The sequence below is a fragment of the Streptococcus mitis genome, assembly GCF_946188585.1.
Classification (GTDB): Bacteria; Bacillota; Bacilli; order Lactobacillales; family Streptococcaceae; genus Streptococcus; species Streptococcus mitis_DG.
Map to the genome: position 1 here is coordinate 52,440 of NZ_CAMHVI010000002.1, position 22,385 is coordinate 74,824.

The 22,385-nt window shown below is 43.7% G+C and carries 25 protein-coding genes; 2 read left to right on the plus strand and 23 right to left on the minus strand.

From position 1 onward, the window contains the following. Positions 1-56: 56 nt before the first annotated feature. From N8M66_RS02950 to N8M66_RS03055, 22 genes are all read right to left on the minus strand, one after another. On the minus strand, positions 57-506 hold the full coding sequence (locus N8M66_RS02950; protein ID WP_020901615.1) for a threonine/serine exporter family protein: 450 nt from the start codon (positions 504-506) through the stop codon (positions 57-59). 1 nt (position 507) lies between these two features. Further along, the gene (locus tag N8M66_RS02955; protein ID WP_261045537.1) at positions 508-1,266 is read right to left on the minus strand and encodes a threonine/serine exporter family protein; all 759 of its coding nucleotides are present in this window, start codon (positions 1,264-1,266) and stop codon (positions 508-510) included. Positions 1,267-1,354: 88 nt separating this feature from the next. Beyond that, positions 1,355-3,268 carry a Stk1 family PASTA domain-containing Ser/Thr kinase gene (gene pknB, locus N8M66_RS02960; protein ID WP_261045539.1) on the minus strand — a complete coding sequence of 638 codons (1,914 nt, stop codon included), beginning with the start codon at positions 3,266-3,268 and terminating at the stop codon, positions 1,355-1,357. Beyond that, on the minus strand, positions 3,265-4,005 hold the full coding sequence (locus N8M66_RS02965) for a Stp1/IreP family PP2C-type Ser/Thr phosphatase (RefSeq protein ID WP_125386218.1): 741 nt from the start codon (positions 4,003-4,005) through the stop codon (positions 3,265-3,267). Before N8M66_RS02965 ends, pknB begins: the two co-directional genes overlap by 4 nt. A gap of 14 nt (positions 4,006-4,019) precedes the next feature. Continuing rightward, positions 4,020-5,333, minus strand: a complete 1,314-nt coding sequence (gene rsmB / locus N8M66_RS02970) for a 16S rRNA (cytosine(967)-C(5))-methyltransferase RsmB (protein ID WP_261045545.1) — start codon at positions 5,331-5,333, stop codon at positions 4,020-4,022. Then, entirely contained in the window at positions 5,326-6,261 is a 936-nt protein-coding gene (gene fmt, locus N8M66_RS02975) for a methionyl-tRNA formyltransferase (RefSeq protein ID WP_070481856.1), read from the minus strand. The genes rsmB and fmt overlap by 8 nt, the downstream gene beginning before the upstream one ends. 12 nt (positions 6,262-6,273) lie before the next feature. Then, positions 6,274-8,670, minus strand: coding sequence for a primosomal protein N' (locus N8M66_RS02980; protein WP_261045548.1), 2,397 nt, complete (start codon positions 8,668-8,670; stop codon positions 6,274-6,276). A gap of 65 nt (positions 8,671-8,735) precedes the next feature. Continuing rightward, the gene (gene rpoZ, locus N8M66_RS02985; RefSeq protein ID WP_000979235.1) at positions 8,736-9,050 is read right to left on the minus strand and encodes a DNA-directed RNA polymerase subunit omega; all 315 of its coding nucleotides are present in this window, start codon (positions 9,048-9,050) and stop codon (positions 8,736-8,738) included. 24 nt (positions 9,051-9,074) lie between these two features. Beyond that, positions 9,075-9,701, minus strand: a complete 627-nt coding sequence (gene gmk, locus N8M66_RS02990; RefSeq protein WP_000775041.1) for a guanylate kinase — start codon at positions 9,699-9,701, stop codon at positions 9,075-9,077. 129 nt (positions 9,702-9,830) lie between these two features. After that, positions 9,831-11,444 carry a ribonuclease Y gene (locus N8M66_RS02995; RefSeq protein ID WP_261045549.1) on the minus strand — a complete coding sequence of 538 codons (1,614 nt, stop codon included), beginning with the start codon at positions 11,442-11,444 and terminating at the stop codon, positions 9,831-9,833. Between the two features lie 203 nt (positions 11,445-11,647). Beyond that, positions 11,648-11,902 carry a Txe/YoeB family addiction module toxin gene (locus N8M66_RS03000; protein WP_261045551.1) on the minus strand — a complete coding sequence of 85 codons (255 nt, stop codon included), beginning with the start codon at positions 11,900-11,902 and terminating at the stop codon, positions 11,648-11,650. A gap of 3 nt (positions 11,903-11,905) precedes the next feature. Beyond that, a complete protein-coding gene (locus tag N8M66_RS03005; RefSeq protein WP_000388572.1) occupies positions 11,906-12,160 on the minus strand; it encodes a type II toxin-antitoxin system Phd/YefM family antitoxin in 255 nt (84 codons plus the stop codon). Between the two features lie 131 nt (positions 12,161-12,291). Further along, positions 12,292-13,389, minus strand: a complete 1,098-nt coding sequence (locus N8M66_RS03010) for a nucleotidyltransferase (RefSeq protein WP_261045553.1) — start codon at positions 13,387-13,389, stop codon at positions 12,292-12,294. A 9-nt stretch (positions 13,390-13,398) separates the two neighbouring features. Continuing rightward, entirely contained in the window at positions 13,399-14,139 is a 741-nt protein-coding gene (locus tag N8M66_RS03015; RefSeq protein ID WP_314725944.1) for a class I SAM-dependent methyltransferase, read from the minus strand. Positions 14,140-14,249: 110 nt separating this feature from the next. Continuing rightward, the gene (gene rsfS / locus N8M66_RS03020) at positions 14,250-14,603 is read right to left on the minus strand and encodes a ribosome silencing factor (protein ID WP_261045556.1); all 354 of its coding nucleotides are present in this window, start codon (positions 14,601-14,603) and stop codon (positions 14,250-14,252) included. Next, positions 14,604-15,197 carry a bis(5'-nucleosyl)-tetraphosphatase (symmetrical) YqeK gene (yqeK, locus tag N8M66_RS03025; protein WP_261045558.1) on the minus strand — a complete coding sequence of 198 codons (594 nt, stop codon included), beginning with the start codon at positions 15,195-15,197 and terminating at the stop codon, positions 14,604-14,606. After that, positions 15,197-15,826 (minus strand): nicotinate-nucleotide adenylyltransferase, encoded by a 630-nt coding sequence (locus N8M66_RS03030; RefSeq protein WP_261045560.1) that lies wholly within the window; start codon positions 15,824-15,826, stop codon positions 15,197-15,199. Before N8M66_RS03030 ends, yqeK begins: the two co-directional genes overlap by 1 nt. Before the next feature lie 49 nt (positions 15,827-15,875). Next, positions 15,876-16,187 (minus strand): ribosome assembly RNA-binding protein YhbY, encoded by a 312-nt coding sequence (gene yhbY, locus N8M66_RS03035; RefSeq protein WP_000060171.1) that lies wholly within the window; start codon positions 16,185-16,187, stop codon positions 15,876-15,878. A 213-nt stretch (positions 16,188-16,400) separates the two neighbouring features. Then, a complete protein-coding gene (gene yqeH, locus N8M66_RS03040; protein WP_261045561.1) occupies positions 16,401-17,507 on the minus strand; it encodes a ribosome biogenesis GTPase YqeH in 1,107 nt (368 codons plus the stop codon). Between the two features lie 2 nt (positions 17,508-17,509). Continuing rightward, positions 17,510-18,037, minus strand: a complete 528-nt coding sequence (locus N8M66_RS03045) for a YqeG family HAD IIIA-type phosphatase (RefSeq protein WP_261045562.1) — start codon at positions 18,035-18,037, stop codon at positions 17,510-17,512. 14 nt (positions 18,038-18,051) lie between these two features. Next, complete coding sequence (locus tag N8M66_RS03050; RefSeq protein WP_261045564.1) at positions 18,052-18,960, minus strand: magnesium transporter CorA family protein; 909 nt, start codon at positions 18,958-18,960, stop codon at positions 18,052-18,054. Positions 18,961-19,011: 51 nt separating this feature from the next. After that, positions 19,012-19,578, minus strand: coding sequence for a mechanosensitive ion channel family protein (locus tag N8M66_RS03055; RefSeq protein WP_070479806.1), 567 nt, complete (start codon positions 19,576-19,578; stop codon positions 19,012-19,014). A 151-nt stretch (positions 19,579-19,729) separates the two neighbouring features. On the opposite strand from N8M66_RS03055, the gene sstT reads away from it, so the two are divergent. After that, positions 19,730-20,935 (plus strand): serine/threonine transporter SstT, encoded by a 1,206-nt coding sequence (sstT, locus tag N8M66_RS03060; protein WP_261045566.1) that lies wholly within the window; start codon positions 19,730-19,732, stop codon positions 20,933-20,935. 68 nt (positions 20,936-21,003) lie between these two features. After that, complete coding sequence (locus tag N8M66_RS03065; RefSeq protein ID WP_261045567.1) at positions 21,004-21,957, plus strand: aromatic acid exporter family protein; 954 nt, start codon at positions 21,004-21,006, stop codon at positions 21,955-21,957. A gap of 201 nt (positions 21,958-22,158) precedes the next feature. Here the strand turns inward: N8M66_RS03065 and asp5 are convergent, their stop codons facing one another. Then, positions 22,159-22,383 (minus strand): accessory Sec system protein Asp5, encoded by a 225-nt coding sequence (gene asp5 / locus N8M66_RS03070; protein ID WP_033689239.1) that lies wholly within the window; start codon positions 22,381-22,383, stop codon positions 22,159-22,161. Positions 22,384-22,385 lie beyond the last annotated feature (2 nt).

Here is a 22,385-nt window from a genome sequence, read left to right on the forward strand (position 1 = left end):
ATAGCAGTAAAAGATAGAAAAAAGACTTGATTCACCAAATCAAGTCTCTTATTATTCTAACCATTATGCTGTTTTCGTAAGTGAGAATAAAGTCTGAGAATCACTGTTCCACTAGCCATTCCAATGGAAATCACCAAAGCCAACATAACAACTAAGGTTGCACTAGCAATGGCATGACTGTAATCTCCCGTCACAAAAAAGGCAGTTGTCCGATAGGAGAGATAACCCGGAACCAGAGGTGCCAAGATGGCCAAGATAAAGACCACAGCAGGTGTCTTATAAAGAATACTTAAAATCTGGCTGACACAAGAACCGATAATGGCTGCAATAAAAGTAGCCACAATAACATTGGTCGGTTCCTTGAGCAAAAGATAAATTAGCCAGACGGCCATGCCCAAAATTCCTCCTGGTAAGAGCATAGACCGTTGAACATTGAGTACAATTAAAAAAGTGATAATAGCAAGAAGACTTGCTACTGCTTGTAATAAAAAGGTTGTTAGTGTCATATTAATTCATCAATACCAAGGCGACAGAAGTTCCCGCCCCTAAAGCAAGGGTAATGAGCAGGGATTCAAACATCTTACTCATACCAGAGTTTATGTGGTTGGTCATAATATCACGAACCGCATTGGTCAAGGCAATCCCTGGTACAAACGGCATGACCGCACCAGCTATAATCAAATCTGCCGTTGAAGGAAAACCTGTGTAGCGAGCCCAAAACTGGGCAATCATCCCAAATACAAAAGCTCCAGCAAAGGCTGTCACAAAGGGAATTCGGATAAACTTCTCCACATAGAGGGAAAAGGCAAAACCAAATAAGGTAGCCACTCCTGCCCCAAGTGCGTCGTAGATATTTCCACTAAACATAATTGAAAAGAAAGGAGCACTAAAGGTCGCAGCCAAAGTTACCTGCAACTTAGTATAGGGAAGGGGCTGGGCTTGCAAGGCCTTCAATTGCTTGAAGGCTGTCTCTAAATCAATCTTCCCCCCAACCAGTTGACGAGAAATCTGGTTCACATCGCAGACTTTTTCAATGTTATAAGAAGAGGAGGTCACGCGTTTCATTCGCGAAATATTGGTATTTTCAATGGAGAAAAAGATAGCGGCAGGCATGGCAAGAACATTGCAATCCACAATCCCCTGCGAATGCGCAATACGGATCATGGTATCTTCTACACGATGAATCTCTGAGCCACTTTTAAGGAGAATGGTTCCTGCTAACATAATGACATCGATGACGGCATTTAATTCTTTTGATTCTTCCATGCTTGCCTCCTTTTATCAACTCCCTCTATTCTATCACAAATCCGGAGTCAAAAAAAATCTTTGCCATGAAATCATGACAAAGATTCGTTTAATCACGAGAATTTTCGTGGTTTCCTTCACTATTTGGTTGAGTCGGAGTAGGAACCGTTCCTTGTTGATTTCCTTGATGGCCACCTTGTTGATTCCCTTGATTTGGAGTAGTAGGTGAACCTTGGTTACCACGTGGAACTGACGTTGAAGAGGAACTTGATGGTGGTGTTTTGGGTTTATAAATCGAAATTTTAATACGTGTGCTGGCTAAATCAATTTTTCCACCCGGTTTTGGACTTTGCTCTACAACAGTCTCCTCAGCTGTTCCTTCAGGAGCAGTAGACACTTCTACAACTTCGATATTAGCTTTTTTAATTCCATATATCTCTGTAAGATTATTAACTGCAAATTCTCGAGTTGAACCAATATAACTTGGCATTGAAATAGAATTTACTTTTTTAGCAACAGTCAGAACTATTTGAGTTGCCTTGCTAAGATCATAGGTTGTTCCTTCCGGTAAACTTTGTTTTATGATTGTTCCAGCTTCGATTTCGTTGGATTCTTCTTCCTCAATCTTAATCAGATTTTCTGGAACCTTCTTGCCTTTCAATTCTGCTACTACATCACTAGATTTTCTACCGAGGTAATTTCCAAGTTGGAAGGATTGCTGACCAGAAGACACAATCAAATTAATTTTTGTTCCTTCTTTGCGTGTCGTACCGGCGTCAGGATCGGTACGAATAACACGACCTTCTTCAACCTTATCACTAGCCTCTGTTTTTTCTTCACCAACCTCAAAATTGGCTTTCTTAAGCGCTTCTTTAGCCTCAGCAACCGTCTGACCTGCCACCTTTGGAACGGCAATGGTAGCGGGCGTTCTATATAAAATCCATACCAAAGATGCCACAACCAACAAGAAGGTCGCAAATAAAATTGGATAACGTGCTTTCAGGCGACGCCGTTTGGTTGGCTTTGGACTAGGTACTGGTTTTTCTGTCTGATGAAGCTGGGGCTTAGATTGAGGTCTTCCCTCTTGTACCGGAGCTTTAGGAATAGAAGTCAGAGTACTTTGTGGAACTTTAGGAAGAGTTTTAGTATCTGCCTTAGTTGCATCGTCAAAGACTAGCTTTGGTTCATTACGACGATTATTAGATAAACTACTCGACAAGTCCACATACATCTCAGCGACTGATTTGTAGCGATCGGTCAATTTCTTGGCAGTTGCCTTGATAACAACATTTTCTAAAGCCTGAGGCACAGATGGATTTTCAGCTATAACCGATGGCAGTGGTTTCTGGAAATGCTGGAGGGCGATGGTAACCGCACTATCCCCATCGTAAGGAATATGACCTGTCAGCATCTCATAGAAAATAATCCCCATGGCATAGATATCACTCTGCACAGTTGCTTTAGAACCACGCGCCTGCTCTGGAGACAAATAATGAACGGAACCTAGCATTGAGTTGGTCTGAGTCAGACTTGTCTCTGCAAAGGCTACTGCGATCCCAAAGTCTGTAACTTTGGCAGTCCCATCTGGGGTCAAAAGGATATTTTGCGGTTTCAAATCCCTGTGAACAATCCCTCGAGTATGGGCTAAGCGCATAGCCAGAAGGATTTGTCCCATGATTCGAATCGCTTCTTCATTTGAAAGAGGGTGATGTTCCTTGATATAGCGTTTGAGGTCTAACCCAGCAACATATTCCATTGCGAGATACTGTTGTCCCTCTTCTTCACCGATATCTGTAATCCGAACGATATGAGGATGGTCCAAATCTGCCATGGCTCTCGCTTCCCGCTGAAAACGAGCCACAGCAATCGGGTCTGTCTGGTAGTTGGTCCTCAGGACCTTTACCGCCACTTCTTCCCCGTCTAGAATCAAATCTTTAGCCAAGTAAACATCTGCCATGCCTCCTCGGCCAATCTGTTTGAGAATCCGATACCGCCCGGCAAAAATTTTGCCGATTTGGATCATTCTGTTGCCTCCTCATTAACAGCAATAAGAGCAACTGTGATATTGTCCAAACCACCCGCATTGTTGGCAAAACGGATCAAGGTTGCTGCCTTATCTTCCAAAGAAATATCGCTGGTTACAATATCAGAAATCTCACTTCCTGAAATCATATTTGTCAAGCCATCACTATTGAGTAAGAGATAGTCCCCAGGCTCAAGGGTGATCATTCCAAAATCAGGCTGAATTTCGTCTTTTTGACCGATTGACTGGGTAATAATATTTTTCTGTGGATGGCTAGCAGCTTCTTCAGGTGTCAATTGACCTGCCTTAAGCAATTCATTGACCAAAGAATGGTCGCTCGTTAACTGGTGGTATTCTTCTCCACGAATCAAACCGATACGAGAATCCCCAATGTGGGCATAGATAGCCTGATTATCAATAATGGCTACAGCCTCAAGGGTTGTCCCCATTCCTTTATAGGCTTCATTTTGTCCCAATTGGTTAATCCTTTGATTTTCAATCTCAAGGTTATTAGCAAACCATTCACGCACTTCATTAACCGTATCGATTTGTGTATCAACCCAAGCTACACCCAGGTCTGTTACCGCCATCTCACTAGCGATATTCCCTGCGCGATGACCTCCCATACCATCAGCTAGGATAATCATGGTACGCCCAGCTCTATTGACATAGTGGTTGACATAGTCTTGGTTATTTGTTCGTTTCTGACCAACATCTGTTAATAATGAAATTTCCATGTGTTAGTTCCTTCCTAATCTGATATCTTGCGAAATTGGCTAATGAAGAATCCATCACTTCCATACAATTCAGGAGTGATGAGGATACAGCCATCTTTCATGATATCCTTACATTCATGTTCTAGTTTCACCTGCTCAAATTCAGGATGACTTTCTAAAAATGCCTGTACGACTTGAAAGTTCTCCTCTGAGACAATAGTACAGGTACTATAAGTTATTATACCACCTTTGCCTAGTGTTTGACAAACACTACCTAATATTTCTAGCTGAATTTCCTGTAAGGATGCAAAATCTGCCGTTTCTTTGTTGTATTTGATATCAGGTTTCCGGCGTAGAAGACCGATTCCTGAACAGGGAGCATCCACTAAAATCTTGTCAAAGGAATTCTGACCAAAAAACTCATGCACCTTTCTGGCATCCAATTTTTGCGTTTGAACCCGTTCTGCGACCCCCAAACGTTGGGCATTTTCTTGAATTAAGTCCAACTTATGGTCGTACAAGTCCAGAGCAGTAACCTGACCTGTTGTAAGATAAGAGGCTATATGAGCTGTTTTCCCACCCGGAGCCGCACAAGAATCAAGCACTCGCTCATCTCCCTGCAAATTCAAAGTCGGAGCAACCAATTGACTGGACTCGTCTTGAATGGTAATGGCTCCCTTCGCAAACAAATCATGACCTGCAAAGTGCCCCTGCTCCTTAACCAGACCAGAAGGAGACAAAGGTGAATCACTAGCCTCCAACAAGGCTTGGATTTCCTCTTTTCGGCTTAAATCAGTCACACGAATGCTGGCTTTGTTGCGCACCAGAAGACTTTCAAAGACGGCTTGTGCTCGCTCTTCTCCGTATTCTTCCTTGAGCTTAGCAACTAACCAAACTGGAAGGGAATAAGCAATAGAATCACGTTTGTTTTTGCGTTTGATGCTAGCAAAATCTGGCCAACCTTCACGCAAGATACGGCGAAGGACAGCATTGACCAATTTTTCGCTGCCTTTTTTACGAACTTTGGCCAATTCTACTGCTTCATTGACCACAGCATGGTCTGGAATCTTATCCAAATAGCGAAGTTGGTAGGCACTCATGAGAAGAAGGACATAGAGCCAACTGTCTAACTGGTCTCTATCCTCGATAAAGTGGGACAGGTACCATTCCAGAGTCAATTTACGGGCTACTGTTCCATATACCAGCTCGGTCACCAAGCCCTTGTCCGCCGGCGAAAGTTGGCTTCCCTTGAGATGCTTATTTAAGGCGATATTTGAGTATGCTTGATTGATAAAAACATCCTCTAATACCGCTAGGGCTATACTTCTAGCCGTTTCTACTTTAGTCACCAAATCGTTCTCCTACAGTCAATGTGCGTCCAACTCCGTTGAGGAAGGAAGCAATGTCCATCTTAGGTTTACCAGCTGGCTGCACTTGTTTGAGGGATAGAGCCCCTTCTGCCGTTGCGACAATCAATTCTTTCTTACCAATTGAGAGGATCTCACCTGGATTTCCCTGACCATCTACTGGTAGGGCTTCATAAATCTTAAAACGGTCGCCCTTAAGGAAAGTATGGGCAACAGGCCAGGGGTTCATGCCACGGATTTGGTTGAAGAGTTGACGATTGGTTTTAGTCCAGTCCAGTTTTTCTTCTTCTGGCTTGATATTTGGAGAGAAACTAACCTGGCTTGGATCCTGCGGTTCTGGTTTGATTTCCCCAGCTATATAGGCAGGCAAAGTGTCCAAAAGCAAGTCACGACCAACGACAGCTAATTTCTCAAACAAGGTTCCAACATTGTCCTCATCTGTGATAGGAATACTGCGACGGGAAATCATATCTCCTGCATCCATTTCCTTAACCATTTCCATAATGGTCACACCAGCTTCCTCATCCCCTTGAATCAAGGCATAATGGATAGGCGCACCACCACGGTGTTTAGGAAGAAGGGAGGCATGAACATTGACCGCAAAATCCATGCTATCAAGGAGTTTACTTGGGAGAAACTGCCCAAAAGCAGCAGTCACAATTCCATCCGCTCCTAGCTTCATAATAGCTTCCATCTCTGGACTTCCAGATAATTTTTCAGGTTGGTAGATAGGAAGTCCAGCCTCTTTGGCAGCCTGCTTCACTGGAGTTTCTTGAATCACTTTTTTACGACCGACAGCGCGGTCCGGCTGGGTCACAACGGCTAGAATTTCGTAACGATCATCTGTCAAAAGTCCTTTTAAGACGGTTGCTGAAAAGTCGGGTGTCCCCATAAAGATTATTTTTGTCATATCTTCTCCTTCTTATAAAAATTGCTGTGGCTCATGGTCAATGCTGAGACGGAGCTCACTATTTTCTCGTTCTTGAGTCAAGGCAAGAACCTGATTTAGAGTCGGTCCCAGCTCATCTTCTAAACGGTATTTAATTAAAATCTGGTAATGATAGAGGTTGTGGGTACGGGCGATGGGTTTGGGTGTTGGCCCGAGAATCTTACTGGTCTCTGACAAGCCTGACCGCAAAATGTTCATAACTTCATAGGCACGTTTGACCACCTCTTCTTCTTTCTTGTGAGAAAGGGTAATACCAATGGTGAAATAGTAAGGTGGATAGCCGAGTTGTCGTCTAATTCCCATTTCATAGGCATAAAAGCCTTCGTAATCCTGATCCTTGGCAAATCGAATAGCGTAGTGCTGAGGATTGTAAGACTGGATCAAGACCTGCCCTGATTTTTCAGCCCGACCTGCACGGCCTGCCACCTGGGTTAAGAGTTGGAAGGTTCTCTCAGAGGAACGGAAATCAGGCAAGTTTAGGGCTGTATCCGCATTGAGGACTCCGACTAGGGTCACATTTGGAAAATCCAAGCCCTTGGCAATCATCTGAGTTCCCAACAAGATGTCTGCTTCCCCTCGGCCAAACTGGTCAAGAAGAGCTTGGTGACTACCTTTCTTACGGGTCGTATCCACATCCATTCGTAGAATGCGTGCCTGAGGAAAGACCTCTGCTAGCTCATCGTAGGCTTTCTGAGTCCCCGTCCCGTAGTAACGAATACTGCGACTCTGACAGTTGGGACAGACATGAGGAATCCCCTTGGAAAAACCACAGTAATGGCAGTTCATGGTCTTGGTATCCATGTGGAGAGTCAGAGAAATATCGCAGTTGGGGCAACTATCTACCGTCCCACACTCCCGACACATAACAAAGCTAGAATAACCCCGACGGTTGAGCATGAGGACCACCTGCTCTTTTTTATCCAAGCGGTCTTGGATGGCCTCTAGCAAAGGAGGCGTAAAGTTTGACGTCTCATTCTGCCCGATATAGTCACGAAAGTCAATCACTTGAACCTCAGGAATAGTGGCTAAAGGATTAGCTCGTTGGGTCAGACGTAAGTGTTGATAGACGCCTTTTCCAGCCCGCGCACGGCTCTCTAAGCTCGGTGTCGCTGAGCCAAGGACTAGGGCTGCTTGATTGTACTGGGCCCGTAGAATGGCGACCTCTCTAGCATGATAACGGGGATTGCTGTCTTGCTTGTAGCTAGCTTCATGTTCCTCATCGATAATCATGACGCCTAGATTTTTCAAAGGAGCAAAGATAGCTGATCGAGCGCCAACGACAACTTGGGCATCGCCACGCTCAACCTTGCGCCATTCGTCGTACTTCTCACCATTGGATAGGCCTGAGTGAAGAATAGCCACTTTCTCACCAAATCGAGCAATAAAACGCTCCGTCATCTGTGGCGTCAGAGAAATCTCAGGTACTAGCAAAATGGCCGTTTTACCCTTGTCCAAGGCTCCTTGGATAATCTGCAAATAAACCTCTGTCTTCCCACTTCCTGTAATTCCTTGAAGGAGGAAAGGAGGCTGTTGACTGCCAATAGCACTGACAACGGCATCACGCGCCTGTCTTTGTTCTGGGTTCAGAGACAAAGGCTGACTGGCCTCAATGCCTTCGAAATAAGCAGCTGAGCGTTGCACTTCCTTTTGGACTAAAGTTAAAGCTCCATGCTCCACAAAGAAGTTGACTTGCTCGCGTGAGTAGAATTCTAACAAGCTAGCCAGAGGGGCACTCTCAGGATGAGACAGCAAATAGTCTCTCAGCTCTGCCTTTTTCTTAGCACGCGCAGAAATCTCAATCTTCTCTAGCTGAGTAGCATCAACCTCATACCAAGACTGGGTCTTGACCTTCTTTTGATCGACTGCCTGGTATTCTAAGCAGAGCAGCCCTTTCCTGGTCAAGCGCATCATTTCTGCCTGCTTGGCAAGGTCTAGAGAAGAAAAGGCGAGCGAATCTTCTGAACCAAACAGACGCTCTCGGTCTGCCTGACTCAGACCTTCCAGAGGATAAAGAATCTTATCATAGCTAGAATTTAAAAAACCTGGAAGCATGGCTTTTAGGATGGAGATTTTGTAAGAAAAGACAGACTTGCGTAACTCCTCAGCCAGCCAGAGTTGCTCCTGAGTCAAGACAGGAGAAAAATCTAGCACTTCTGCAATCTCCTTCAAGTCCTGATCAGCCACCTCTTCATCCAACTGGGACTCCAGGCCTAGCACAATTCCTTGGATCAAACGATTGCCTTTACCAAAGGGGACATGAACCCGCATACCGGCTTGCAGCATCTCTACAAATTCCTCAGGGACCTTGTAGCTGTATGGCTGGTCCGTCTGCATCAGGGGAACATCCACGATAATCTTTGCAATAGCCATCTTCTCACCTCCTTCTTGTCAGCAAATTCTTGCAATAGAAAAAATAAGATTGAGTCCCCCCAACCTTAAATTTTTTCACCATCTTCTTTTTCTTTAGCGATTTGCTCTTTGATTTTCTTTTCTTCTTCTTCTTTGCGGCGTTTTTCTTCTTCGATACGGCGACGCACTGCTTCACGTTTTCCTTCTGGATCTGGGTGAATTGTAACGTTTCCTGATTCGATTTCTTCTAAGGCGCGAAGAGTTGATTTTTCAGACTTGAAACCTTGAGTTGCTGGCGCACCTGCTTCCAATTCGTGGGCACGTTTTGCTTCCAAGATTACAAGTGAATATTTTGAAGGAACCTTGTCCAGCAAGGTATCAATAGAGGGTTTTAACATCATTTGCTTGTACCTATTTTCTAAATTTTATCGGGTAGTTGGAGATTTTGGTAACATCTCCTGATAGTGACCAATGACACGATCCACACGGAAGTGCTCTGCTTCGATGACACGTTTGACACGCTCAGCAGCTAGGGGCACCTGATCGTTGACAATCGCATAATCATACTCACGCATGAGAGCAATTTCTTCCTTGGCTTTTTCGATTCGTTGGGCAATCACTTCTGCACTATCTGTTCCACGTCCTACCAAACGATCTTGTAATTCATCCAAATCTGGTGGTGTCAGGAAGATAAAGACAGCATCTGGAACCTTTTTCTTGACCTGAAGAGCACCCTGAACTTCAATTTCAAGGAAAACATCGATTCCCTTGTCCAAGGTTTCATTGACGTAGGTCAAAGGAGTTCCATAGTAGTTGCCGACATATTCTGCATATTCCAACATCTGTCCTTGACGAATCAACTCTTCAAACTCTTCACGAGTACGGAAGAAATAGTCAACACCATCCACTTCTCCAGGACGTTGTGCGCGTGTCGTCATCGATACAGAGTATTGAAATTGGTTTTCAGAACTCTCAAAAATCTCTCTTCTAACCGTTCCTTTTCCAACCCCTGAAGGACCAGAAAAAACGATTAGTAAGCCTCGGTCTGCCATTGTGTCTCCTTTTAGTCAGTCTGTGAAATAACATTTCTCTAGAATAATGGCAAAAAGCCAAATTATCCTTTACAGTCTTTCTATCTAGTGTAACAAAAAAGCAGTAATTTTTCAACTGCTCTTTCTTATTTATTTAGCATAATCTACTGCACGAAGTTCACGAATCACGGTTACCTTGATATTTCCTGGGTAATCGAGATTGTTTTCAATTTTCTCACGAACTTTGTGAGCCAAGATTGTGACTTTGTCGTCCTTGATTTGTCCTGGATTGACCATGATGCGGATTTCACGTCCTGCTTGAAGGGCAAAGCTATTTTGTACCCCTTCAAAGCCGTTAGCAATTTCTTCCAAATCATGGAGACGCTTGATGTAGCTTTCAAGAGACTCACTACGAGCACCTGGCCGAGCTGCGCTCAAGGCATCTGCTGCAGCGACAATCACTGCAATGACGGTTTCAGGTTCTACATCGCCGTGGTGGCTAGCAATCGTATTGACCACAACTGGATGTTCCTTGTACTTACGTGCCAATTCCATACCGATTTCAACGTGGCTACCTTCAACCTCACGGTCAATGGCTTTCCCAATATCGTGAAGGAAACCAGCACGACGGGCAAGAGCCGCATTTTCACCAAGCTCGCTCGCCATGATACCAGCCAACTTAGCAACCTCAATCGAATGACGCAAAACATTTTGTCCATAAGAAGTACGGAACTGCAAGCGACCCATAATCTTCATCAAATCTGGATGAAGGTTTGGCGCACCAATCTCATAGGCAGCTGCCTCACCGTATTCACGGATCTTATTGTCAATCTCCTGACGGTTTTTCTCAACCAACTCTTCGATACGAGCCGGATGAATTCGACCATCTTTGAGCAACATTTCCATAGTCATACGAGCAATCTCACGACGAATCGGATCAAATCCTGACAAGGTCACCACTTCTGGTGTATCGTCGATAATCACATCGACCCCTGTCAAACTTTCAAAGGTACGAATGTTACGACCTTCACGACCAATAATACGTCCCTTCATAGTATCGTCTGGCAGATGAACCGTTGAGTTTGTTGACTCCGCTACATATTCACCAGCAATACGTTGCATAGCTTGAACCAGAATGTCCTTGGCCATTTTATCAGAACGTTCCTTGACCTCTTGCTCAGCTTCACGAATACGGCTGGCAATCTCCTTGGTCAAGTTTTCCTCTGTCTGTGCCAAGATAATATCTCGTGCTTCTGCCTGAGACAGGGCACCAATACGCTCTAGTTCTGCTTCTTTTTGTCTTTCGACTTCCTCTAATTGCTCTTCACGCGCATCAAGGTTTTTCGCTCTATCAGAAATACTTTGTTCTTTTTGTTCAAGTGTTTGTTCTTTACTCGTCAAATTGTCGTCCTTACGGTCGAGGCTAGTAGCTCTCTCGGTCAAACGACTTTCGATTTGTTTGAGTTCTTGACGTTCTGATTTGAATTCAGCGTCCACTTCTTCACGGTATTTTCTGGCTTCTTCTTTGGCCTCCAATAGTGCTTCTTTTTTAAGAGACTTGCTTTCACGCTTGGCTTCATTAACAAGTAAATCTGCTTCACGCTCAGCTTGTCCACGTAAATTAGTTGCTTCTTGTTCAGCATTTAAAAGCATCAACTCCGCAGCTTCCTGAGATGATTTCATCTTGGCTGAGATGCTGACATATCCAATGACTAAACCAATGATGACGGCAAAAACAGCAATCGCAAACGACATGATTTCCATGTTTTTACCTCATTTTATTGTTATTCCGAATGACATACATTCTTTTACATTCTACCATAAAAAAGTGATTTTCACAAACCTAAAATAGAATATGTTTTGGGGAAATTGAAATTTAATTACCTATAATTTATTAGCGCAATCTCTATTTCTTAGAAATCCTAGTTTTAGTAGAGATTTGAGAAAAAGCCTACTTTTCAGTAGACTTAGTAATGATCTTTAAAGGACAAGAAAGCCACGCTATCTCCATCCATCATATAAATCAAGCGATTTTCTGCGTCGATACGACGTGACCAAGCTCCTTGATAGTCATACTTGAGTGGTTCTGGTTTACCAATTCCTGTAAATGGATCGCGTTGAATATCCTTGATTAGTTTATTGATTCTTTTTAACGTTTTCTTGTCCTGAGTTTGCCAGTAGCAATAATCTACCCACGCATCTTCTGTAAACTTGAGTAGCATTCATCACTCCTCAATAACATGCACTTGAGTACTTCCAGCACGAACTTGAGCCATTCCTCTCAAAACCTTATCAGAAAGTTCCTTATTTTGAGCGATTCTCAGGGTTTCTTGAATACTATCCCACTCGCTCTTTGAAAGGACTACAATGTCCTCGTCTGGATTTTTATTGACCACCGTCAAAGGCTCAAATTCATCATTTACCTTTTTCATGTAGTCTTTTAAATGATTTCGGAATGTTGAGTAAAGAACTGCTTCCATAGCCATACCTCGTTTTACCTCTTTTCCACTATTATACACGAAAAGAAAGAAATTGTCAGGAACTTGTACAAGATTTTCTTTTCTATCTATATATTCGTAAAAATTCTCAAAAAGCCCACCTTTCAGTAGACTTAGTTTGTTTCTATTCTAATCGGCACTCTTCCAAAATTCTGCTCTGCTATACTTGGATTTCCTAGTTGGTAAATCTGGTCTGCCTTTTGAGTCATGACATCCCATGGTTCTTTGCCAATTCTGCTGACTAGACTGACCTGCCCTTTCAAAGACTTGAGATGTTGTCTACCTTTTTCGGTAAAACCAAGGACATGAATCCCTTCTGGCACGTCACTTTCTCTGGCCTGTACCAAGATATAGGTCAAGAGGCGTCTGACACGCGCCTTGGTGTAGCGTTTAGTGGCAACCACTTCAACCAATTCGTCAACAGACTGAGCCGTCTTGATAGCTTTCTTGATGCGCACAGCCATTTCTTGATTGACCTGATAGATGGTGGTTAGGTCTGGATTTGACAAGATTTGATAGCGGAGCAAAGGAAAATAGTCGTCCCAGCTCACCTTACTGTCCTGCTCAAAAAGGGCAACAGAAGGCATAAAGCGTTCTAAGAAATCTTTGTCCCTCTGGTGTTGACGGAGGGCTGTCGCCGAGGCAAAGTCCACATCCTTATCCACAGAATGGTAACCCGCCCCCCGACGCTGAATCGAATGGAGTTTGATGTTGTACCCAGCAACCGCCTTGGCATAGGCCAGAGCAAGGACATGATTGGGCGTATTGCCTGAAAAATCAAGGCCTGCAAATTCCTTCCACATGGCCTGGGTTTTCTGGGGATAGGAAAGGGAATCAGATAGATTTTCCACAAATTGCTCCATCTCAGCACCCTGCTCTGTGTATAAGTCAGCGATTTTCTGGTAATCCAGAACTTCTTCTGTCCCAAAAACTAGGCTATCAATACCCAACCTAGCCAAGATATCCACAGCTCCTTGGCCGAAGAAATCCGCCGCCTGAACACTGACTAAAAAGGGCAATTCTACTACCAAGTCTGCCCCATTTTCCAGCGCCATCTGGGCCCGAGTCCACTTGTCTACGATAGCAGGCTCTCCACGCTGCATGAAATTCCCTGACATGGCAACGATTTTCAATCCCTCTGCTTGATCCAGCAAGTATTTGTGCCCATTATGAAAAGGATTGAACTCCGCTATAATACCTGTGATGGTCATAGTAATCTCCTACTTCTGCGCGACAAAAAACCAACGGGCACTGGTTTCTGTTGGCTCCTTGTCCTCAAAGTCCGCATAAAGTTTGAAGGATTTGAAACCAGCCTGTTCCAGCAAGATATCATAGGTCAAGACCTCATAAGTCCGCTCCTCATGCACTTCATCGTGGCGACTAAAGTAACCGTCCGCCTCCTTGATAAAGAAAGTCAGCTCATGGACGATGGAGTGAGGTGCTACATCCTCATAGGTGTCCCAAAGCATAGCGAAATCTTCTGCATTTTCATGATATGAATAGCCTGGAAAAACTTCATCTGTCTGATAGGTTGAATGGACATCAAAGATGAAAACTCCGTCTTCATTAAGAACATTATACACTTCCTTAAAGACGTCCCCTACTTCCACCTCATCCTGCATATAGCAGATTGAGTCAGAGTAACAAGTCACAAAATCATATTTACCAGCCTTGGATAAATCCAGCATATTGCCTTCAATAAAATCAATCTTTTGCTTGGCTGAAGCCGCTCTCTTCTCAGCAATCTTCAACATATCCGCACTCAAGTCAAGTCCAGTCACATCAAAGCCAGCTTGAGAAAAGCGAACAGACTGGATGCCTGTCCCACAAGCCAGTTCCAAGAGTTTCTTTCTCTCCTTTGTCTTAGGCAAATGACGCAGAGAAAAATCCGTCCATTTATCGTATAAACTATCATCCATCACAGCATCGTAAACAGCCGCAAAGGTTTCATAAGTTGCCATAATCATGATACAAAGAGCCTCCATGGCAAACACCACTCGCTCTTTACCTTTCTATCAATTTTTTCTAAAATAAGCAAAGAAACCCAGTTGACTGCAACTGAGTTCGTCTTCTAAGCAAGAGCTTCTGAAATATCTACTGAATTTGCCTCATGCCATAGCTTTTCTAAGTTATAGTGAGCACGCATTTCTTCTGAAAAGACATGCACAACGACAGCACCGAGGTCTAGTAGGACCCAGCCACCAGCTGCATCACCTTCAACATGGCTACCTTTAAAGCCAGCTTCCGCTACTTTTTCACGGATATTGTCAGCGATTGCGTCCAACTGACGGCTATTCATCGAGCTAGTGATGACAAAGTAGTCCGTCACGCTGGTCAATTCTTGTACGTCAAGTGCGAGAATATCCTCCGCACGTTTCTCATCAGCCGCTTTCACGACTAGTTCTAGTAATTCTTTTTCGTTCATTTAGTCCTCTTTCAAATAGTGCACAAAGGCGTTATAGGTTTCAAGGGTTTGGGGATAGATGGGGAATCCCTGATGAGCTAGATGCTCCACGGTACGAGCTGTCTCATAAGCTACTGCCTTATTAAGTGACAAACTTGCAATCTCACGCGCCACATCCACCCCTGGAAAGGCACGATTGTGCTCGATATAGTCTGCAACGTAGATGACTTTTTCTAAGTCAGTCATCTGAGCAGCTCCGACTGTGTGGATTTCAATGGCTCGCAGAATTTCTGGATCATGCAAATTCAAATCTTCCTGAATCTTGTAGATGCCAACCATGCCATGCCAGACATTATTGCCCCAGTTTTTGAGGTCAGGGTCTAATTGGTAACGGTCAATCAAGTCCAGAAATTCCTGATCTGACAACTTTTTAGCATAATCATGAAGAAGCCCTGCAAGACCTGCTTTCTCAGTATCCACACCGAATCGCTGGGCCAGTTCTATGGCTGCGCGTTCCACACCCAAGCAATGGGTTAAACGTTTTTCGGGTAGAAGCTCTGCCATTTTTTCCAACAAAGCCTCACGGGAGCAGTTGATATAGTCTTGATAGGCCATCAGTAAAGCCCCTCCTTCTCGATGTAGTCTAGCACCGACTGAGGTAGGAGAAAGTTTGGCTTCCGACCTTGGGCAATGAAGTCACGCAACATGCTGGACGAGATATCCATGAGAGGCACATCCACCCAAATAACTGGGTAGGAAGTCCCAGCCTTGTAGCGTGGACGTTGAACCCCCACAAACTGAACCATGTCGACCAGCTCATCAATTCGGTACCACTTAGGCAGATAGTCCACCATATCAGCTCCGATAATGAAGTAATAATCCGTATCAGGATGTTGCTCTGTCAAGATTTTCATGGTGTCGTAGGTGTAAGAAATCCCCTTGCGCTCCAACTCAATAGTTTCAATGTCCAGACCTTCAATCCCCTCAATCGCCAATTCAAGCATCTTGAGACGATGGTGTTCAGGAATGGTTTCCTTTTTATCAACATGAGGAGGTTGGTATTCAGGCATGAGCAAAACCTGGTCCAGTCCCAACTGCTGGCGTACTTGGTCCGCAACGATCAGATGGGCATTGTGAACAGGGTTAAAATTTCCCCCTAAAATCCCGACTTGCTTGCGTTTTTTCTCCTTGATTTCTGGCTCCAACTCTACCTTGGTAAAGGGAGTCAATAATTCGATTGCCATAGGCTAGTCTCCTTTATTTCTCTGTAAAAACAGTTGTTTGGAGTAGGTTTTAGATTTCTTTGACTTTCTTGGAAATCTTGCGATTTTCTTTCTTGCTGGATTGTTTATACAAAATCAAGATGCGTCCGATTTTTTGGACTGTATCCACACCGATTTCTTCTTCCAAGATTTCAGCTACTTCGTGGATGTTTTCATCTGTGTTTTGTAAGAGAGTAACCTTAATCAATTCACGGGCGTCAAGAGCCTGACGGACGCTAGTTTTGATTTGGTCGTTGAGACCATTTTTTCCGATTTGGATGATGGGTTTGAGGGTGTGTGCCTGGCTGTTGAGGAAGGCACGTTGTTTTGAGGTTAATGACATAATTTTCTTCCTTGTTTTTTGATAGTTATTTTAGGTGGTGAGGGACGGTCGGAACTAATTTTCCAAAGATCTCATCTTTGAAAAATGGATTTCCTGACCTCACAATTGAGCCTTGGTCTCAATTGTGCCCTTGCCAATCTAAAAGATTGGCAATCACACCACGGCAATAACTATCTCTGTATGAGCTCACTTTGTTCGCTCAGTGATTTTATTTTAAATGATTGCTTTTCGTGTGACGACGGCGACGCCTTCTGGTGCCCAGACGGCGACTTTGGCGTTGCCTGTTACGCGGATCCAGCCTAGTCCTGAGATGACTAGGTCAGTCTTGTCCTTGATGGTAAATACATGCTGGACTAGTTTTGGAAAATCTTCTTTTTCCTTGCTATTTGGTGGTGTCAGAAGAGTTCCAAGGTGCTTATCATAAAATGCATTAGCACCTTCTAGCTTGGTACGATGGAGTTTGAGTTCATTGTCAAAGAAAGCAGTAAATCCTTGCTTTTCTCCTGATATGAAGTCAAAGCGTCCAAGACCACCTAAAAACAGGGTTTGCTCAGGGTTAAGCTGATAGGTTTTGGGTTTGATTTCCTTTTTAGGACTGACATACTTGAGGTTTTTGGCCGTCAAGTAGTGGGCCATCTGGTGGCGGTGGATAATCCCTGGCGTATCGTAGATATAAGATCCGTCATCAAGCGGTATCTCAATCTTGTCCAAGGTTGTCCCTGGAAAGCGTGAAGTCGTGATAACGTTCTGGTCACCCGTGATTTCTTGGATAATGGCGTTGATAAGAGTTGACTTTCCAACGTTGGTTACCCCAACTACGTAGACATCGCGGCCATTACGGTAGTGTTCAATCTTGTCAATGACTTCCTTAATAGCATGCTTATTCTGAGCCGAAGTCAGGACGACATCCACAGGGCGAAGACCTTCTTCGTGGGCACGTTCCATGAGCCACTGGCTAATCTTGCCCGGTTTAACTGACTTGGGCAGGATATCTTTCTTATTTCCAACCAAGAGGACATCATTGCCCGAGACGAAACGTGGCAAGCCTGGGATGACAGAGCCATTAAAATCAAAGATATCAATAACATTGACCACCAAGGCATCACTGTCTCCCACCTCGTGCAAGAGCTTGAGGAAATCATCGTCCGTCAACTGGACATCCGTGATTTCATTGTAGTGGCGGAGACGGAAACAGCGTTGGCAATAGACTTCGCCAGTCTCCAAGCCTTTTTCAAGTGCCGACTGGGGAGTGAAACCAAGACCAGCCTTGTCTGTTGTCTGAATGGTTGCTCCACAACCAATACAGAGAATTTCTTCCATAGTTAAATTCCTTTTTTATATGTAATCGGTCCGTACTTTTCAGTGATTTTTCGCATAACACGGCGCTCACGAGCTCGGTTAATCTGCGTTTTGATTGAGTCATGCTGAACCAAGGGTTTTACTAAAATCGAGCGAATGCCTGCACGGTGGGCTGCTCGTATATCTGTCATAAGCTGGTCGCCGACCATGACCACTTCACTTTTCTCATAGTGGAATTCCTTCATGGCACGGTTAATCCCAAATGTGAAGGGCTTCAAGGCCCAATAAACGTAATCAATCCCAAATTTTTCAACTGCTCGTTGAACTCGTTTTTTGGTGTTATTTGAGACCACAATGATGCGAATACCCGCGTCACGGAGGTCATGTAGCCATTGCTTCATCTCTGGTGTCCCATCAGGGTTGTTCCAAGCAATGAGAGTATTGTCCAAATCGACCAAAACAGCCTTGATTCCTTGCGCCCGCAGGCTTGGGACTGTCAGATCATAGACTGCTTCCACAGCAAAATCTGGCATATAGTTTTCAATCGCCATTTTGGCTCCTTTTCTTAACTTTTTTTCGCAATTTTCCTTAGTAATACTGACAGGATAATCCACAAACCTGCACTAGCCAAGCTGATGTAGAGCCAAGCATGGGGCTCATCTGTTAATGGCAATGGAACATTCATTCCGAAAAAGCCTGTCACGACTGCCAAAACCGCTAGCAAGACTGAAATGATGGTCAAGGTTGTCAAATTATCATTCAGATTATTGTTTAGGATATTGTTGTAAGATGCTGATAGTTGTTGGAGGACTTGAGAAATCAAGTCTGTCATGGATACCAGCTGATGAGCCTCAATCATGGCATCATCAAACTGCTCTCTCTCAATTTCGTTAAAACTGCGATAGAGGGCATGCCCTTGAATATGCTCTAGCAACATGCGATTTTGCTTAGCAGCCGCAGTAAGATAAACCATACCGGTCTCCAAGTCGGAAAGGGCAAAAAGGTTTTTCTTAGTCGTCCGCTGCCGCAAGAGCCCATTGACCTCATCCTTACTCTTGTCCATCTGCTCGATGACAGGATAGTAGGCATTGCTGATGATTTCCAGACTGGCAAAGAGAAACTTGTAAATCGAAAGCGTGTCATGACTCTCCAGATAACGGGTCATCTGTTCGATGACATAGGCGTTCTTGGTATTACTAATAGTAATCAGGCGACGATGTTCCACGATAAAGGTCATGGGAAAGGCTTCGTAATATTCCTTATCCTTTTTCAAGTTCAAGACATTGTAGATAAAGGTCACAGTCCCATTTTCACGGTGATAATCCATGTGGGCACGCTCATTCCTATCCAGTGCGTACTCAATGGTTTCCTTGTCCAAACCGTAGATTTCTGAAAGGTCTTCTAGTTTTTTCAACTTGTCCAAATCTAGGTTAATCCAGGCACAGCCATTGCCCAACCGTTTTTCTAAAAACATCTTCTCTCCTTTACCAAACTCTTTCTATTGTACCATAAATCTGCTAAAATTTCAGGCCTGGTCTGTCCGAGAGAAATTGCTGACGACGGTGATATTGCGATTAGGAACGAAGTGTAGAACCTGGTCTTCTCCTCGGAGTTGTGTTGTTCGAATGCCAACGCTGACAACCTTGCCCGATACAGTAATAGGCCCATTTGTCAGAACAACCTCATCTCCCACATCCAGTTGACGTTCAAAGAGGATGAAAAAGCCATTGATGACATCAGACAGAAATCCTTGGGCTCCCATCCCAATAGCTACCCCGGCAATCCCAGCACCTGCCAGCAAACTAGAAACTGGCAAACCCAAAATCGACAAAATGCAGTAAAGTAAAAAGAAATAGAGGGTATAATTAAACACATTCTCTAATAAACGTGAGATAGTTTTCTGACGCCCGACATCATGACGAGACATTTTTAAAGAAGGTTTAACAATTCTCTGCACCATAGTATGAAGCAGTTTCTTAGCTATGTAGAATAGCAAAAATAGAAATAACAGAGAAATTAACTTGGTTAAGATATTCTCAATAATCGTTGTTATATCAAGCTTATTGAGGTAGGTTTGAAAAAATTCTTGCATAGAAAACTCCTTTCATTTATTATACCATACTTTCACAAGTGATGAATCTCCATAAATATTCAAAAATAATAGCCAAAATAGACAGAAAATTCTTGATTTTAGTTCATATTTATACTATAATCATAAACATTACACAACAAAGGAGATTGTTATGAAAAAATTCATTCATGCTTGGAATAAGGCAAGCCTAATCAAACGGATTTTGATTGGTATGCTTATTGGAGGAACCCTAGGACTGACACTTCCTGCTGTTTCAGGAATTGGTCTACTCGGAGATCTCTTTGTTGGTGGCCTCAAAGCCATCGCACCGATTCTAGTCTTTGCCCTCGTTGCTAACGCCCTTTCCCAACATCAAAAAGGACAAGATAGCAATATGAAAACTGTTATCTTCCTTTACTTGGTAGGTACCTTTGCTGCTGCTCTTATCGCTGTACTAGCAAGCTTTATTGTCCCTGTTGAGATTACCTTAAATAGTGCCAATACAGAAATCGCACCACCAGATGGGATTGGTCAGGTCCTCAGCAACCTCTTGCTCAAACTAGTTGACAATCCAGTCAATGCCCTTGTCACAGCCAACTACATTGGTATCCTATCTTGGGCAGTTGTTTTCGGGATCGCTATGAGAGAGGCCAGCAAAAATAGTAAAGAATTGCTCAAAACCATGGCTGATGTGACTTCTAAAATTGTCGAATGGATCATCAACCTAGCACCATTTGGAATCCTTGGTCTTGTCTTCAAAACTATCTCTGATAAGGGAATCGGCAGTCTAGCCAACTACGGAATCTTACTTGCCCTCTTGGTGACAACCATGTTCTTTGTGGCCCTAGTAGTGAATCCATTGATTGCCTTTCTCTTTATGAAGAGAAATCCTTATCCCCTCGTTTGGAAATGTTTGCGTGTCAGCGGTGTGACAGCCTTCTTCACTCGTAGTTCTGCGGCTAACATCCCTGTCAACATGAAACTTTGCCACGACCTCGGACTAGATCCAGATACCTATTCTGTTTCTATTCCACTTGGTTCTACTATCAACATGGCTGGGGCCGCTATTACCATTAACGTTTTGACCCTTGCTGCAGTAAATACTCTTGGAATCCCTGTTGACTTTGCAACAGCCTTTGTCCTCAGTGTAGTAGCAGCTATTTCAGCCTGTGGTGCTTCTGGTATTGCGGGAGGTTCCCTCCTTCTTATCCCAGTTGCTTGTAGCCTTTTCGGTATTTCTAACGATATTGCCATGCAAGTTGTCGGAGTTGGTTTTGTGATTGGGGTCATCCAAGACTCATGTGAAACAGCCCTCAACTCTTCTACAGACGTTCTCTTTACTGCTGTTGCCGAATACGCAGCAGCCCGTAAAAAATAATCCATAAAGACAAGCCTGCTCAGGTCTTGTCTTTTCCGCTTTTATTCTAGTCTTATTAGGAAATTCTTATGTCTATTAGCCAACGTACGACCAAGCTCATCTTAGCCACCTGCCTTGCCTGTCTTCTTGCTTATTTTCTCAATCTTTCTTCAGCTGTTTCAGCTGGAATTATCGCTCTTTTGAGCTTATCTGATACCCGCAGAAGTACTTTAAAACTGGCCCGCAATCGACTTTTTTCTATGCTTCTAGCTCTGGCTATCGGTGTTCTGGCTTTTCACTTGAGCGGATTTCATATCTGGAGCCTTGGCCTCTATTTGGCCCTATACGTTCCTCTAGCCTACAAGATGGGCTGGGAAATTGGCATCACACCAAGTAGCGTTTTGGTTAGCCACCTCTTGGTACAAGAGTCAACCTCTCCAGATCTTCTAGTCAATGAATTCCTTCTCTTTGCTATCGGTACAGGATTTGCCTTGCTTGTCAATCTCTACATGCCTTCACGAGAAGAGGAAATTCATCACTACCACACATTGGTAGAAGAAAAGTTAAAAGACATTCTTCAGCGCTTCAAATATTATTTATCCAGAGGGGATGGACGCAACCGAGCACAGTTGGTTGAAGAATTGGACACCCTTTTGGAAGACGCCCTCAGACTGGTCTATCTAGATCACTCAGACCACCTCTTTCACCAGACTGATTACCATATCCACTACTTTGAGATGAGACAGCGACAAAGTCGCATCCTGCGAAACATGGCCCAGCAAATCAACACCTGTCACCTAGCTGCCAGTGAAAGCCTGATTTTAGCCCAACTCTTTTCAAAAATTGCAGGTCAACTAAGCCAGACCAATCCTGCTTCTGATTTGCTAGATGAAATTGAACGTTATCTGGAAGTCTTCCGTAATCGCAGTTTGCCCAAGACAAGAGAAGAATTTGAAACCCGTGCCACGCTCCTACAACTCCTACGTGAAGCCAAAACCTTCATCCAAGTAAAAGTTAATTTTTACCAAAAATATGGACAGTAATACTCTTCGAAAATCTCTTCAAACTACGTCAGCTTCACCTTGCCGTATATATGTTACTGACTTCGTCAGTTCTATCCACAACCTCAAAACGGTGTTTTGAGCAGCCTTCGGCTAACTTCCTAATTTGCTCTTTGATTTTCATTGAGTGTAAAAAATAAAACTTCAGACCAATCACAAAAGGTGAATATCTGAAGTTTTCTTTTATTTGTAAGTTATTACCATAAAGGTTAATAGTAAAACGAATAAGGCCAAACTCACCAATAAAGTAAGAACCTTGACCAAGGTATTGCTCTGCCAGTAGCTTGGTTTACCAATATTACTGGTCGCATCCATGGAAAATAGTTGATTTTGACGGGGTTGTATGGTCACCAATACAATCAAAGCAAGAGAGAGGACAATAGCTAAAACAATCAGAATATCAGTCATAG